This is a genomic window from Streptomyces sp. R41, assembly GCF_041053055.1.
In the GTDB taxonomy this organism is placed as follows: domain Bacteria; phylum Actinomycetota; class Actinomycetes; order Streptomycetales; family Streptomycetaceae; genus Streptomyces.
Map to the genome: position 1 here is coordinate 5,797,255 of NZ_CP163443.1, position 14,989 is coordinate 5,812,243.

Sequence of the window (14,989 nt, forward strand, 5' to 3'; positions counted from 1 at the left end):
GGCTGGGTGAACGGGCCTCGGGTCGCGAAGGCCCCGTCCAGACTGGCCTGCCCCTGACCACAAGAGCTCCATCACGCCGCGAACAGCCTTCTGGAACGCGGCCCGGAGAGTGCCATCCGCTCCACACGGCGTGCCTGGTCCAGACCGCCGGCGTCGGCATAGCTGAAGGGCGTGGCGGCGCACATCCGCATGAACTTCTGCTTCGCCTCGTCATCGTCGGAGATCACGGAGATTTCGGGGACGGCCGAGTCGTGTCCCCCGTCGAAGGCCTCCCACCAGACGTTCTTGAAGGCGCCAACGAGCCGCGCCTGCGGGAACGCGGTGGCGAGGTCCTCGGCGCCACCGGCCGCCCAGGGACTCACGAAGTCGACGTGATCGCCGGTGAACGGATTGGTGACGTCCACCAGGATCTTGCCGCGTAACTCGGCGCGCCAGGGCCTGAGCTGTTGAACCGCTCCCTGCGCGCCGAGGACGGCGGGGATCACCACCGAGGCTTCCGTGACGGCTTCCTCGTAGTGCCCGCCGCTCAGTCCGGCACAGCCCAGCCTGGCGGCTGCCATGCGCCCACGCTGGGCGTCCGATGAGCCGATCTTCACCTCGTGGCCGCCCCGGGCGAACATCACCGCCAGTGTGGTGGCGATGCGGCCCGTTCCCAGTACACCGATCGTCATAGTGGTGTTCCCCCCGTCTCAGGTCCTGGCTCAGGCCGTTCGCGTCAGCACCAGGCTGACGTTGTGTCCCCCGAAGCCGAAGGAGTTCGCGAGCGCCGCATCCCATCGGCCCGTCCGGTTCCCGCCGCTGACCACGTCCAGTTGAACGCGCGAGTCCAGCTCGTCCAGGTTGCGAGTGGCCGGGACCACCCCGTGATGGAGCGACAGCAGGGCAGACATGGCCCCGAACGCACCGGAGGCGCCGAGCATGTGCCCGGTCATGGACTTGGTCGCGGTCACCGCGGTGTGCCCGCCCACTGCCTTCGCCACCGCGTCGGCTTCGGCGGCGTCACCGCCTGGGGTCGACGTGGCATGGGCGTGCACATGCCCGACATCTCGCGGTTCCACCTCCGCGTCCCGCAGCGCCGCTTGCATCGCCAGGACCTGCCCATCGGTGTCGGGCGCCGAAATGTGCTGGGCACTCGAGTTGACGGCCGCCCCGGACACCGCACCGTAGACGCGAGCTCCCCGTGCACGAGCGAACTCCGCGCGTTCCAGGACCAGGACGGCCGCGCCCTCGGCGATGACGAACCCCGAGCGGGCGGCGTCGAACGGCCGGGACACGGCAGCCGGATCTCCCTCTTGCCGTGACAGTGCCTTCATCTGCGCGAACGCGGCCACGATGAACGGGTGCACGCTCGCCTCGGTGCCTCCGACGACCACGACGTCGGCGCGGCCCAGGCGAATCAAGTCCAGTCCCAGGGCTATCGATTCGGCGCCCGACGCACAGGCGCTGACCGGCGCTCGCGCTCCGCCCCGCGCCCCCAGATCCATGCTGACCCACGCCGCCGGTCCGTTCGGCATCAGCATGGGGACCGCGTACGAGGACAGCTTCCGCATGCCTGACTGCTCGTACAGCTCGTTCTGTCCGAGTGTGCTGAGCACGCCGCCGATCCCGGTGCCGACGACCACGGCCAGGCGCTCCGGTTCCACCTCAGGCTGCCCCGCGTCCCGGAATGCCTCTCGGGCGGCCGCCACGGCCAGCCGCTCCCCGCGGTCCAGCTTGCGGGCGTGCACCCGGCCGAGCACCTCGACCGGGTCCGCGGTCACCGACCCGGCGATCCGCACAGGCAGCTCCTGCGGCCACTCCTCGTGCAGCGTGCGCACGCCGGAACGTCCGTCCAGCAACGCCTGCCACGACTCGGCCGCGCTCCCGCCGAGCGGTGTCATGGCACCCAGTCCCGTCACGAGTACGCCACTGTCCCGACTCATCCGCTGTCCTTCCCAGTCCTGATACGAGGCCTGATGTGAGGAGTGACACGAGGCCTGATGTGAGGCCTGATATGCGGCCGACTTCCGGACGGAGCGGCCGTGTTCGCTCGTCAGGCGAAGACGATGGTGTGGTTGCCATGGAGGATCACGCGGTCCTCGCTGTGCCACTGCACCGCGCGGGAGAGCACCGCCCGTTCCACGTCCGCGCCGCGCCGCTGGAGTTCGCTGGCGGTGTCCGCATGGCTTACGCGGACCACGTCCTGCTCGATGATCGGGCCCTCGTCCAGGTTCTCGGTGACGTAGTGGGCGGTGGCACCGACGAGTTTGACGCCGCGTTCCTTGGCCTTGGCGTAGGGGCCGGCGCCGATGAACGCGGGCAGGAAGGAGTGATGGATGTTGATGATCGGTACGCCGACCTGCTTGATGAAGTCCCCCGACAGGATCTGCATGTAGCGGGCCAGCACGATGAAGTCGACGTTGCCCTTCAGCAGACGCAGGTTGTGAGTCTCGGCGGCGGACTTGTCCGGGCCCGTGGACGGGACGTGGAAGAAGGGGATGCCGAAGGAGCGGACCTCCTCGGCCGTGTCGGGGTGATTGGAGATCACCATCGCGACCGATACGGGGAGTTGGCCACGGCGATGGCGCCACAGCAGGTCGAGCAGGCAGTGGTCGGACTTCGAGGCGAAGATCGCCACTCGCTTGGGTACGGACAGGTCCCGCAGGGTGAACTCGAGGTCGAAGTCCTTCGCCGTCTTCTCGGCCAGGTCGTGCTCGATGGACGGTAGGGCAGCCTGCAGGTCGTCGAGGCCGAAGACGGTGCGCTGGAAGAACGCGCCGCCCTGCGGATTGTCGGAGTACTGGTCGAGGGAGACGATGTTCGCACCGTGGTCGCTGAGAACCGAGCCGACGGCCGCGACGATGCCCGGCCGGTCCTTGCCCAGGACGATCAGTGAGGCGCGGTGGTGCCTCCCGGGCTCCCGCGTCGTCGCGGGCGCGGAGGACTCCTGGGTGATCGACACGTCACTTCCCTTCTCTGTGCCGAAGTTGGCTGCCGGGGCCCGGTTCCCGGGCCCCGGCAGCGGAGCCGAAACGACGAGGAGTGCCGATCAGTCGACGGACCGGGCGGCAACGCCTCGGAAGGTCAGGGCCACGTTGTGGCCACCGAATCCAGCCGAGTTCTTCACCGCGATGATCTGTTCGTTCCCCAGCTTGAGCGGGGTGCCGTGCACCACGTCGACCGAGAGGTCCTCATCCAGGCGGGTGAAGTTGCGGGTCGGCGGTACCAGGCCGTGATGAAGGGCGAGGATCGTGGTGATCGACTCGATCGCGCCTGCCGCACCGAGGCTGTGACCGGTCATCGACTTGTTCGCAGTGACCGCCGGCCCCTGGGAGGCGTCCCCGAACACGGCCTGCACCGCGCGTGCCTCGGCCGCGTCGCCGGGCACGGTCGCCGTGCCGTTGGCGTTGAAGTGCGCGACGTCCGCGGGCGAAACAGCGGCGTCGTCGAGCGAGGCCCGGACGGCCGTGGCGGTTCCGGCGCCGTTCGGCTCCGGCTGCACCATGTGGTACGCGTCCGAGGAGATCCCCACTCCGGCGAGCTCGGCGTAGATCCTGGCGCCGCGCTCCCGCGCGTGCTGCTCGGACTCCAGGACGAGGATGCCCGCCCCCTCGCCGAGGACCATCCCGTCGCGCTCCGCGTCGTAGGGGCGGCACGCCGACGCGGGATCGTCCGCCCGCTGCGACAGCGCCCGCATGGCCGCGAACGACGAGAGGACCATGGGGTGCAATGGAGCCTCCGCGCCACCTGCCACCACGATGTCCGCGTCTCCGCGGCGGATCAGGTCGGCCGCCGTCACCAGCGCCTGAGTCCCGGACGAGCAGGCGTTCACCGTGGCGTGCACACCGACGCGTGCGTTCACGAGCAGGGCGACGGCAGCCGCGGAGCCGTTGCCCATGGACATGGGCACCGTCATGGGGGGCACCCGCTTCCAGCCCCGCTGCTTCAGCAACTCCCAACCGTCGATGATCGAGGTCATGTCACCCAGCGCGGCCGATACGACCACGGCCACCCGCTGCGGGGGGACGGAGGCGTCGTCGAGGCCCGCGTCGTTCCACGCCTCCGACGCGGCGGTCACGGCGAACTGGGCGGTGCGGCTGAGGCGCCGGCGCTGCTTGTGCTCGAGGCCGGGGCCGGGCTCGACCCGCACGCGCCCGCCGAGCAGTGGCGGCAGTTCCTTCGCCCAGGGCTCGTCGTCGAGCAGGTGTATGCCGCTGTCACCGCGCACCATCGCGTCCCACGTACTGGCGACGTCACCGCCGAGCGCGGTGGTCTCCCCGAGCCCGGTGATGACGACTTTCGTACGTTCCGGACTCACGGCGCTGTCCCCGGTCCGACTGCGGTTCGGCATGATCTCTTCTTGACGGGTTTCCGCTGGCATGACTTCTCCTGTCCAGGACACTGATGTGGTGGGGGACCGGCGCGCCGGGGCACGGCTCGGCGCGAAGGTGAAGTGGTGCGCGCGTTCGGCCCCGCCTCCGGAGCGCCGCTGAGAACGGCGGCGGCAGGGCCGTACGACGGTCGGCGGTGATGCCCCGCTCGCCGGAGGCCGCCCTGCCGCCGGCGAGCGGGATGACGCGTGAACATCCGCGCGTGGACGACCGCTCAGGGCCGGGTCCGCGCCTCCTGCCTCAGCTTTTCGGCCAGCTTGCCGGAGTCCTTCTTGACCGAGTTGACGAGCACCTTCCGCAGCAGGGACTTCGGCATGATGCCGAAGTAGTCCCCGGGCTCCACCTCGAACGTCCAGTGCACGCCGGTGGACCCGTCCTCGTTCTCGGTGTAGTCGTAGGTGCCGATGTATCGGAACGGCCCCTCCAGCACGTGGAACTTCGAGCGGTGGCCCGGCTCGAACTCGGTGACCTCGACGGTGAAGGTCATCCGCTTGCCGATCAGCTGGAAGGTGATCTCATACCGGCTGCCTGCTCGCGCGGCCCCGTTCAGCAACCGCACGTCCACGCATGCCGCTTGCCACTCGGGGTCCTGGGCCGGGTCCGAGAGGAGCGCGAACGCTTCCTTCGGCGATACCGGAAGGTCGAATGCGTACTCAGCCTTGATCATCGTTGGTGTGCCCTCCCATGTGCTGTGCGATCGCCTGCGCGGCGACGGCGGCGTGCGGCGGATACATCACCGAGTTGTGGTCCCCGGAGACGTCGACGACCTGCAGTGATCCCTTGATCAGTGCCTCCCAGCCGAGCTTCGGCCCGTAGTCCACCGTCTCGTCGACCGCGCGCAGCAGCACCAGGTCGAGGTCGTTCGGTTCGGGGAGGTAGGTCTGCAGGGCAATGCCGTTGGCGAGGTACGCCTCGAAGTAGCGGAGGATTTGCGCTCGGTCCGCGTCCTCGGCCAGCACGCCGATGGCGGCGGCCTGTTCCAGGATGTGGTCGAACGCGGCGTCACCGCCGAGTGCCCGCAGGTCCTCCGCGGGGATGTCGAGGCTCTTGCCGTAGGGCACCGCGAGGTCCCGCGCGAACCACGAGAGGATCGTCGAGTCGTCCGCGGACTCCGGGATGTTCTCCTCGATCGGTGCGCGGCTGTCGATGCCGACGAGGAACTCGATCTCCTCTCCCGCCGCGCGCAGTTGGCCGGCCACCTCGTAGGCGATCACACCGCCGAAGCACCATCCGCCCAGGGCGTACGGGCCGGTCGGCTGGATCTCCTTGACGTATTCGATGTAGCGCGCGGCCATCGCCTCCACGCTGATCTCGGCCTCGCCCTCGTTCTCGATGCCGGGGGCCTCGATCGCCAGGACCGCCCTGCCCTGCGGGAGGTGGCGCGTCAGCTCGACGTAGCAGAAGACGGTGCCGCCGAAGGGGTGGAACAGGAAGACCGGCCGTTCGCCCGCTTCCCCTTCCCGCAGCGTGACGATCGGGGCGCGCGAGTTCTCCTGGCCGCCGCGACGCACGATGGTGGCCAGTTCGGCGATGGTGCCCTGCCGCAGCAGTACGGAGATCGGGATCTCCACGTCCCACTCCTTGCGGATGGCCGCGCTGAGCCGGACGGCAAGCAGGGAATGGCCGCCCACGTCGAAGAAGTTGTCGTGGACGCCGACCTGGGAGATCCCCAGGATCTCGGTCCACATCCGCGCCAGCGTGATCTCCGTGGCGTCGCGCGGCTTCTCGAAGGTGGCGTCCGAGGTGACGACGGGCTCCGGCAGCCGGTTGCGGTCGATCTTCTTGTTGGCCGTCAGCGGCAGTTCGTCCAGGACGACCATGATGCCGGGCACCATGTACTGCGGAAGCGACACCGCTGCCGCCGACTTGACGTCCGCCACCTTCAACTCGGTCCCGGGCTCCGCCACCAGGTAGCCGACGAGCCGGTCGTCCCGGACGACGACGACGGCCGCGGACACCCCGTCCACTGCTTCGAGGACGGCCTCGACCTCCGCGAGTTCGATGCGGTAACCGCGCAGCTTGACCTGGTTGTCCAGACGACCGTGGTGCAGCAGCCGGCCGTCGCTGGTCCACCGTGCCCGGTCGCCGGTGCGGTAAAGGCGCTGCTGGGGAGCGGCCGGCAACCCCGTGACGAATCGCTGCGACGTCAGCTCCGTCCGGTCCCAGTAGCCGATGGCAAGGCCGTCGCCGCCGATCCACAGCTCGCCGGGAAAGTTCGGCTCGACGCTGCGCCCTTGCGGGTCGAGGACGTACAGCTGGGTGTTGGCGAGCGGCACGCCGATGTCGATGCCGGAAGAGGGCTCGACCAGACCCACGGTGGACCAGATGGTCGTCTCGGTCGGCCCGTAGGCGTTGCGCAGGCTCGCCACCCGGCCGGTCATGAACTCGGCAAGGTCGAGCGGCAGTTCCTCACCGCCGCAGATCACATTCAGCCGCGGGCTGCCGTTCCAGCCGGCGTCACGGAGCATGCGCCACGACGTGGGGGTCGCCTGCATCCACGTGGCGCCGGAGTCCTCGACACGGGCCGCGAGGGCGGCGCCGTCGGCGGCCGTCTCGCTGTCGCACACGATGACGCGTCCGCCGGCCACCAGGGGCATGAACAGCTCCACGCCGGCGATGTCGAACGAGATCGTGGTGACGGCGAGCAGGCTGTCCGAGGAGGAGAACCCGGTGTTCTCCCGCATCGCCAGGAGCAGGTTCGTCAGGGCGTGGTGGGGGATCGCCACGCCCTTCGGCCGTCCGGTGGAGCCCGAGGTGTAGAGGATGTACGCCAGGTCCGACGGGGCGGTCGCGTCTCCGTTCCCGCTCCCGCCGTCCGCGGGGGCCGGCGCGGTGGCGCCGGAGACACCGGCCCGCAGGTCGTCCAGCGTCAGAACCGGGAGGCCGGGCAGCCAACTCTCGCGCAGGCACTCCTGGCTGAGCAGCAGCCGCGCCCGGGAGTCCTCGGCCATGTAGGTCAGCCGCTCGACGGGGAGCTTGGGATCCAGCGGCACGTAGGCGGCGTCGGCTTCCAGGACACCCAGGAGGGCGGCCACGAGCGGCGCGCCGCGCTCCGCCATCACCGCGACGCGATCACCCGCGGCTATGCCGCCCGCGCGCAGGGCCGCCGCGACCTTCTCGACCGCCGCCAGGAGCCGGGCGTAGCTCCATTCCTCGCCGTCGGCGACAAGCGCGGTCGCGTCGGGCGTCCGCTGGGCCTGGTCCCGGAAGAGTTCCGGAAGCCTGGCCGGGGGCAGTTCGCGCTCGGGGCCGGAGCCCTTGTCGGCAAGCAGCGCCAGCTGTCGCTCGTCACCTCGTACGAGGCTGCGCAGCGGCTCGTCCGGGTTGCGGACCAGGGTCTCCACCGTGGTGACGAACGTGGCGGCCAGTTCGCGGGCCGTGCCGGCCAGGAAGATGTCGGTGTTGTAGCGCAGGACGCCCGCGTAGGCTCCCTGCCGCTCCGCGCCCATCTCGATCCACAGATCGGTCTGGCCCTCCTGCTGCGGCAGCGGATACGGGCGCACGGTGGCGCCCGCGATGCTCAGCTCGGCGTCCGGGCCCGGCTCCAGCAGGAAGAACTCGTCCATGTCGTTGAGGAACGGCAGCCGGTCCCAGGCGAAGCCGGCCTGGTACAGCGGAGTCCGGCTCGGGTCCCGTGGCGGCGCCAGTTCCCGGACCAGCCAGGGGAAGGGCAGCGCCTGCGCCCGCGTCGCCTCGAGCACCCGCTCACGGGCGGACGAGAGCAACTGGCGGTACGTCGACTCCTCGTCGACCTCGCCACGTACGACGACGGTGTTGACGAAGTTGCCGATGGCGTCGCGGAACTGCCGTTGCAGGCGACCGGACGTCGGGGTGCCGACCAGGATGTCCGACTGGCCGCTCAGTCGGCTCAGCAGCACGAAGTAGGCGGACAGCAAGACCATGTACGGCGTCGCCGAGGTCTCACGCGCCAGTTGCCGCACCGCCTCGGTCGCGGCGGCCGAGAGCGCGAACGGCGCCGAGCCGCCGTCGTACGACGGCGCGGGCGGCCGTGGCCGGTCGCCGTACAGGTCCAGGCTGGGCGGCACCTCCGCCAGCCGCTTCGCCTCGCCGTCGAGCAGTGCCCTGGCCTTGTCGGTGGTCAGGAAGGAGTGCTGCTGCTCGGCGTAGGCCGCGAAGGCACCGCCGTCGAGCACGAATTGACTCGGCGTACCCTCCAGGCGGCTGCGCACCTCGGAGAGCAGGAGCGCCAGCGACCAGAAGTCGGACGCGACGTGGTGCATCACGACCGTGAACACCCACGTGCGCTCCGCGGTGCGGTAGAGGTGAATGCGCCACAGCGGCGGCTGGGACAGGTCGAACGGTGTCCGGCTGTCCGTCCTGATGCGGTCCCGCAGCGTCTCCGGGGCCACGTCCCGCGCGTCGGTGTGCCGGATGTCGAGCGGCACGGAGTCCTGCACCCACTGCGTGGGCCCGTCCGCGCCGGGGCGGAAACTGATCCGGAGGGCGTCGTGCTCGCGCATCAGGTCGTCGAGGATCTCCCTGACCCTGGCTCCCAGCTCGGCGTCGGCGGTGACCTCCGCGGCGAACACGATGTGGTAGGCGGAGCACTCCGGGTCGGTCTCGTGGATGAACCAGAGGCCGGCCTGTTGCGCATTGACGAAAGGCAGGGAAATCGCCGGCGAATCGGCGGACTTGGATGTCACGGTCGTCATCACTGACCGTCCGTGGCCGCGGACACGGGCTCGGCGTTCATCAGCTTCCAGAGCGCCTCGGCCAGGGTGTCGACCGTCGGGTGGTCCCACAGCAGGTCCACCGGCGGGTCGGAAAGGCCGCAGGCGTCCTCGATCTCCATTCCGACGGAGAGCGCCGCCATGGAATCGAGGCCGTACGAGGTAAAGGGCTGGTCGGTCTCTAACTCGGCGGGAGAGATGCCGGCTTCGGCAGCCACGGCTTTGACGAGTACGTCCTTCACGTCGTCGATCGTCATGTTCTTCGTGCTCATTGCAGGTCGAAACCTTCCGATGTTCCGGTGTGGGCAGGTTGGGGTCGTTCAGGCGACGGCCGACTCGTGATCCTGGCTCGCCTCTCGCGCACCCGGCTCGGCCAGGCGCACGGTCCGGATGGAAAAGAATTCGTTGTTGGTGCGCTGGAGGTTCATTTGGGTGAAGAGCTTCCAGGTGGTCGACGGCTGAAGGTCACCGGCCTCGTACTGGTGGATCTGCTTGCGGGCCAGAGCGGCCTGCAGCCATTCGCCATCGGCGAAGAACTCACCTAGGTGGTCACGGTTGAACAGCCATATTCCGAGCGCCGCCACCTTGGCGTGCAGGGCGCTCAATTCCTCCGCCACCCGGATCAGCCGGGGCGGGGTGGTCTTGGCGGACGCCGACGGCCCCGCGGGCTGGGCGGCGGACCACCGTCGCACCTCGTGGACCCGCTCGAGCAGCGCGTCGAGCTCCTGCCGCAGCTGCTCGGCCTGGGCGCGCAGGACGGCGAGCCGGTCCTCGTCGCAGCCGGCGGACGGCGACAGCTCGGCGAGGCGGCTGATCAGTGCGGGCAGGCTGGCGAACGTCGCGTCCCTGCCGCGGCCGAACACGCTCACCCGGTCCGGCTCGAAGGCGGGCAGTTCGGCCCGCAGGTCGTACAGCGTGCGCCAGTCCTCGTCCTGGTCCTTGCCATGGGCCTTGGCCAGGGCGGGCAGTTGGAGCGCGATGCTGTCCAGGCAGACCGGTTCACTGCCGTCGAAAACCGATACGACGGCACCGTCGCGGAGCATTTTCTGGAAAGTGCCCGCGTGCTCCGGGGCACGCATGAAATACCGGGCGCCCAGCGTGCGGGAAAGCGCCTTGCTGTTGAAGTCGACCAGGCGGGCCACCTGCACCTTGGCCAGGTTCCCCCAGATGCTGAACTGCTCGGTGTACAGATGGAGCCCGCGCATCGCCACCAGGCTCTCGCATTCCGCGACCAGCATGCTCAGGTACGCGTTGGCGAGGGATTCCGAAACGTACGGGATCTCGCTTGCCGGGCCGTCGTAAAGGACCCTGTCGGACAGAAATCCGCTCACCGCCCGCAGCATGGTGTCGCCCGTGCCGAGCGACAGTCCGGTGCAGAAGGTCCGGGTGATCAGCAGGCCCCGCAGGGCCAGTTCGAGTCCCTCTCCCTCGGCGCCCAGTCGGGCCGAGGCATCCACCCGGGCGTCGTTGAAGGCGACTCCGCTGATGTCGCATCCGCGCAGGCCGTAGGTGGGAACGCGGGGGACACCCGTCACCTCGCCGGATATGACCTGCGACCTGTCCACGAGGAACATGGACTGCTTGCGCTTGGCCGGCACTTCATCGTTCCCGGTGGTACCGAGCAGCACCACGTGGGTCGATGTCCGGCCTCGGTTGATCGGCCACTTCTCGCCGGACAGGACGTACTGCGAACCGTCCGGGGTGGCCACGAACCGGTTGGCGGCCAGGTCGGCACCGTGCCCTGGCTCGGAGTAGGCCAGACAGGGGACGACCCCTCCGCGCAGCACCGTGGCCGCGTACTTCGCCTGCTGTTCGGCATCGCCGCCGATCCAGGCGAGCATCATCCACACCTGCGTGCTCTCGCTCACCGCGACATTCATGTCCCGGCGCGCGATCACACGGGTGAGCATCAAGATGTCCTCGGCGGCCCGGAGATCACCGCCCAGCCACTCGGGAACGAAGTACCGGTTGAATCCGAATGCACGCACTTGATTGATACCGGCGGCCGGTAATTCATCACGCTCGTCGAGCTCCAGGGCCCGAACAAAGGATATGGAATTTGACTCCAATTCGGGGTCACCCAGCCAGTCCTCCAGAGCCTCTGCCAGGGCAGGGGCTTCCACGGGACGTTGCACGGCCCCACCGGATATGGCGCTCACAGGAGACATTTCGACGTCTGACTTGGTCATTGACCGCTCCAATTCCATGCTTGAGAGGACAGGGGGCAGCCCTGTCCGGCAATTACTGGTAGTGGAGGAAGAATTTAACCGCGAATCGCGCGCAGCACGACACACAAAGGGCGCAGTGCGGCGCAACGGAAATAGAGTAGGCATGGCCCGGCTGCATTGACGGACTATGCAACAGTGAGAACGGCGCGAAAGGGCGCGCGTCTTTCGACGCCAGCGCTATCTACAACAGCAGCCGAACGAAAAATGAATCACTTCAACGTCCCCCGTGACGTGAATTCGGAAACTCGGCCTGGTCCCGGCGAGCTCCTTGTTTTCGAGCCTCACTGAGGCTCGCTTCCCCGTTGTCCGGTTGCGAAGGTTACCTGGTCGCCAAGGTGAATGGCGCGCTGCCAGACGGTCTTGCCGCGCGGTTCCCGATTGGCGGATGCGTGGCTTTCGATTTCGTCGCCATGCGTTGCCCGGCCACCGCAAGTAGTGATCGAACCCGACGCTGCGGGACTGTAGCAGGCAGGCCACCACGCGCCATGTGACGCCAGCCACATTCTTATTCTCGGGTCTTGACTGGATATCAAATTCTGCAAGCCCTTACCGCGAGGCTGACCTCGATCATTCGCCGTGAATGACTCATTCCATTTCCGGTCATGTGGACCGTGCTATTCCGTTCAGCTCTCCGCTCGCGAGGTGGCTGAGCTGCGGCTTTGGATTACGGAGGAGTGAATTCCGCGTTACTCACCACCTCGCGGGACGCGACCGGGTCGTGGCCGCTTGCTCCGTCCGGGGCGGCGGGCGTCCTGCGGCGCGAGTGCGCGACGTGGCCGGAACGCGTCCCGCGGCGCGGCTGCTTGAGGTGGCCGGAACGCGTCCCGCGTCGCAGCTGTGCGACGTGGCTGGATCGCGCCGCCGGCTGTGGCGATCACCACGGCTGGGCAGGTTCCATTCCCGGGAAACATTGTTATCTTCGATAGTGGAGATTACGGATGATTGAAGGGAGTCCGCTCATGGCGCGCAGCGGCAACGCCGAGCGAGAAGGGGCGCACCTGTCGCCCCGGAAGGACTTCCTCATCGCCGAGCGCCCCGGCTATCTGCTCCACAAGGCGGGATTGCTGCTGGTGGAGGACGTGGAGAAGGCGCTGGGAGCGATCGGCATGCGCAGCCGCTACTTCTTCGTGCTGGCCGCCCTGGCCGGCGGACCCGAGCTCTCCCAGCAGGATCTGAGTCGACTGCTCAACCTCGACCCGACCACGGTCGTGACAGTGATCGACGAGATGGAGCGCAATCAGCACGTCGAGCGCAGGCGCAATCCGGCTGACCGACGGCGCTACAACCTGATCCTCACCGAGTCCGGCCGCGAGGCGCTCGCGACGGCGGACCGGGTGGCCACGGAGGTCGAGTCGGCCTTCTTCGGCACGCTCGCGGAGGGCGAGCGCGACGCGTTGCGCGAGATGCTCGGCAGGATGCTGGCGGGCCGCTGGCCGGCGTCCGTCTGTTCCGACTGACGCAGGCCGCCTGGCCGGCGTCCGTCTGTTCCGACCGACGCAGGCCGCCTGGCCGGCGTCCCGTCTGTTCAGACTGAGACCCACGGCGTCGGGCGGATCCGATTGAGGCGCTCACGGCGCCGGGCGGACCGGCTTCACTCCCTTCGTGCTGTCCGCGCGACGTTGCGCGGGGGCTGACGGCTCGAGCCGTCGAGGTTCGCATCACCTGACCCACACACCTTCACTGCACCGCTTTCGCGTGCCTGGCGGTTTTCGCGTGCCCGGCACTCGAGCCCTCATGCTGTCGACGGCCGGCACCCAACCCCGGCCCGGTCCCACCGCGTCAAGAATGGTCACTCTGCGTGAGGATATGCGCACCGAAAGTGGGTGGCGGCCGGGTTGCGAGATCGGCTGGGCGCTACCGACCGTGACGACTGTTGACGCCCGACTTTCCAATCATCTAGATTTCCATCATCGATTGATCCTGCTGATTGGAGCCTTCCACCATGTCCGCAGAACGCGCACCATCGCCCACGAGGTGGTGGACACTCGGGATCGTCGCGTTGGGCACGTTCATGCTGATGCTCGATCTGAGCGTGGTGTCCATCGCTCTGCCGCAGATCCACGAGTCCCTGGGCAGCAGCTTCTCCGACCTGCAATGGGTGTTCGACGCCTACGCCCTCACGCTCGCGATCTTCCTGGTGGCGGCGGGCTCACTCGCCGACCGGATCGGCCGCAAGAAGCTCTTCCAGGTGGGCTTCGCCATCTTCACCGCTGCTTCTTTAGCCTGTGGCCTGGCCGATGGTGCCGGGGCGCTGAGCTCCTTCCGCGCCATCCAGGGCATCGGTGCCGCCATCATGTTCGCGGTCGGTCCGGCGATGCTCAGCCATGAATTCCACGGCAAGGAGCGGGCGACAGCCTTCACCGCCTTCGGCGCCGCTGTCGGTCTCGCCGTCGCCACCGGCCCGCTCATCGGCGGCTCGCTGATCAACTCGCTGTCCTGGCGCTGGATCTTCTACATCAACGTGCCGGTCGGTGTCGTCGCCATCCTCATCGGCGCCCTGCGCGTCCGGGAGTCGCTCAACAAGCGGGCCCACCCCACCGACTGGGCCGGCCTCGCCACCTTCAGCATCGCGCTCGCGGCACTGGTCTTCGCCACCATCCGCGCGCCCGAGGAGGGCTGGACCAGCGCCACCACGCTGGGTCTCTACGCGGCCAGTGCGATCTTCCTGGTCCTGTTCGTGGCCATCGAGCGGCGGCTGGGCGAGCGCGCCATGATCGACCTGGCGTTCTTCCGCAACCCCACCTTCGTCGGCATCTCCCTCGTCGCCATGATCGGCAACGCCGGAGCCCTGCCTTCGGTGTTCTTCGAGACCAGCTACCTCGAGAACATGCTGCATGTGGACGCCTGGGGCACTGGCCTGCGCTTCCTGCCGCTGACGGGCGCGATGTTCGTGGCCGGCGCCATCGGCGGCGGCCTCATCGGCAAGGTCCCCTTCCGAGTGCTGCTGGGTGGCTCGACCCTGGTCATGGCCATCGGCATTCTGTGCCTGAACCTGACGGAGGCCGACTCGTCCTGGACCGTGCTCATCCCGGCGCTGGTCATCGCCGGCATCGGCATGGGCGCCTTCAACCCGGCCCGGGCGGCGCTGGCCATCGGTGTCACGGAGCCGGCCAAGTCCGGTGTGGCCTCCGGCATCAACGAGACCTTCCAGCAGGTCGGCATCGCGGTCGGTATCGCCGGCGTGGGCGCGTTCTTCCAGAACCGCGTGTCCAATGACTTCACCTCCTCCGAGGCCGGCAAGCAGATGGGGCACGATGCCGCGGAGCAGGCCTCCCACGGCATCAGCGCCGGAGGACTCGACGCCGTCGCGAAGGCCGCGGGACCCCTGCACGACCGGGTACTGGCCGCCGGGCAGGACGCGTTCATGAGCGCCTTCCACAGTGCCATGACCCTGAGCGCGATCCTCGGGTTCGTCGCCGCGTTCATCGGCTTCCTCATGCTGCGTACGCAGGACCTGCACTCCAGTGCGCTGTCGACGATTCCGCCGGACGTCGACGAGGACGGCGAGGTACGGCCGGGCGACGCGTCGCCGGACGTCGCGGTGGGCGTGTCCGCCTGACGCAGGCTTGGACGGGACCGGCTGACGACGCCGGGCCCTCCCCCTCAGTCACCGTCCCGGTGGTTTGTTCCCCCGCGCCACCGGGACGGTTCACCGCGTGAATCCGTAGGACGCCTTCGCCTCGGGCGGCAGTGTCGTAGG

10 protein-coding genes are annotated in these 14,989 nt (G+C 68.6%); 2 read left to right on the forward strand and 8 right to left on the reverse strand.

What is annotated here, in order from left to right; genetic code table 11:
* Positions 1-71: 71 nt before the first annotated feature.
* The 8 genes from AB5J53_RS26570 to AB5J53_RS26605 form a co-directional block, all read right to left on the reverse strand.
* Complete coding sequence (locus AB5J53_RS26570) at positions 72-671, reverse strand: NADPH-dependent F420 reductase (protein ID WP_369248162.1); 600 nt, start codon at positions 669-671, stop codon at positions 72-74.
* A 30-nt stretch (positions 672-701) separates the two neighbouring features.
* A complete protein-coding gene (locus AB5J53_RS26575; RefSeq protein WP_369248163.1) occupies positions 702-1,922 on the reverse strand; it encodes a beta-ketoacyl synthase in 1,221 nt (406 codons plus the stop codon).
* Positions 1,923-2,032: 110 nt separating this feature from the next.
* Positions 2,033-2,935, reverse strand: coding sequence for a formyltetrahydrofolate deformylase (gene purU, locus AB5J53_RS26580; protein WP_369252479.1), 903 nt, complete (start codon positions 2,933-2,935; stop codon positions 2,033-2,035).
* 93 nt (positions 2,936-3,028) lie between these two features.
* On the reverse strand, positions 3,029-4,330 hold the full coding sequence (locus AB5J53_RS26585) for a beta-ketoacyl synthase (RefSeq protein WP_369248164.1): 1,302 nt from the start codon (positions 4,328-4,330) through the stop codon (positions 3,029-3,031).
* Positions 4,331-4,584: 254 nt separating this feature from the next.
* Positions 4,585-5,037, reverse strand: coding sequence for an SRPBCC family protein (locus AB5J53_RS26590; protein WP_369248165.1), 453 nt, complete (start codon positions 5,035-5,037; stop codon positions 4,585-4,587).
* Positions 5,024-9,043 (reverse strand): amino acid adenylation domain-containing protein, encoded by a 4,020-nt coding sequence (locus AB5J53_RS26595; RefSeq protein ID WP_369248166.1) that lies wholly within the window; start codon positions 9,041-9,043, stop codon positions 5,024-5,026. Before AB5J53_RS26595 ends, AB5J53_RS26590 begins: the two co-directional genes overlap by 14 nt.
* The gene (locus AB5J53_RS26600) at positions 9,043-9,333 is read right to left on the reverse strand and encodes an acyl carrier protein (protein ID WP_369248167.1); all 291 of its coding nucleotides are present in this window, start codon (positions 9,331-9,333) and stop codon (positions 9,043-9,045) included. Before AB5J53_RS26600 ends, AB5J53_RS26595 begins: the two co-directional genes overlap by 1 nt.
* 48 nt (positions 9,334-9,381) lie before the next feature.
* Positions 9,382-11,250 (reverse strand): acyl-CoA dehydrogenase family protein, encoded by a 1,869-nt coding sequence (locus tag AB5J53_RS26605; protein WP_369248168.1) that lies wholly within the window; start codon positions 11,248-11,250, stop codon positions 9,382-9,384.
* Between the two features lie 998 nt (positions 11,251-12,248).
* Between AB5J53_RS26605 and AB5J53_RS26610 the strand changes: the two genes are divergently transcribed.
* Together AB5J53_RS26610 and AB5J53_RS26615 are read left to right on the forward strand one after the other, a co-directional pair.
* Complete coding sequence (locus AB5J53_RS26610) at positions 12,249-12,746, forward strand: MarR family winged helix-turn-helix transcriptional regulator (protein WP_369248169.1); 498 nt, start codon at positions 12,249-12,251, stop codon at positions 12,744-12,746.
* 485 nt (positions 12,747-13,231) lie between these two features.
* Complete coding sequence (locus AB5J53_RS26615; protein WP_369248170.1) at positions 13,232-14,848, forward strand: MFS transporter; 1,617 nt, start codon at positions 13,232-13,234, stop codon at positions 14,846-14,848.
* Positions 14,849-14,989 lie beyond the last annotated feature (141 nt).

What these genes read in the sequence shown, in the direction of transcription:
- AB5J53_RS26600 (WP_369248167.1), bottom strand. Translation starts at nt 9,333, where the DNA reads ATGAGCACGAAGAACATGACGATCGACGACGTGAAGGACGTACTCGTC.
- AB5J53_RS26585 (WP_369248164.1), bottom strand. Translation starts at nt 4,330, where the DNA reads ATGCCGAACCGCAGTCGGACCGGGGACAGCGCCGTGAGTCCGGAACGT.
- AB5J53_RS26590 (WP_369248165.1), bottom strand. Translation starts at nt 5,037, where the DNA reads ATGATCAAGGCTGAGTACGCATTCGACCTTCCGGTATCGCCGAAGGAA.
- AB5J53_RS26615 (WP_369248170.1), top strand. Translation starts at nt 13,232, where the DNA reads ATGTCCGCAGAACGCGCACCATCGCCCACGAGGTGGTGGACACTCGGG.
- AB5J53_RS26610 (WP_369248169.1), top strand. Translation starts at nt 12,249, where the DNA reads ATGGCGCGCAGCGGCAACGCCGAGCGAGAAGGGGCGCACCTGTCGCCC.
- AB5J53_RS26570 (WP_369248162.1), bottom strand. Translation starts at nt 671, where the DNA reads ATGACGATCGGTGTACTGGGAACGGGCCGCATCGCCACCACACTGGCG.
- AB5J53_RS26595 (WP_369248166.1), bottom strand. Translation starts at nt 9,043, where the DNA reads ATGACGACCGTGACATCCAAGTCCGCCGATTCGCCGGCGATTTCCCTG.
- AB5J53_RS26605 (WP_369248168.1), bottom strand. Translation starts at nt 11,250, where the DNA reads ATGACCAAGTCAGACGTCGAAATGTCTCCTGTGAGCGCCATATCCGGT.
- AB5J53_RS26575 (WP_369248163.1), bottom strand. Translation starts at nt 1,922, where the DNA reads ATGAGTCGGGACAGTGGCGTACTCGTGACGGGACTGGGTGCCATGACA.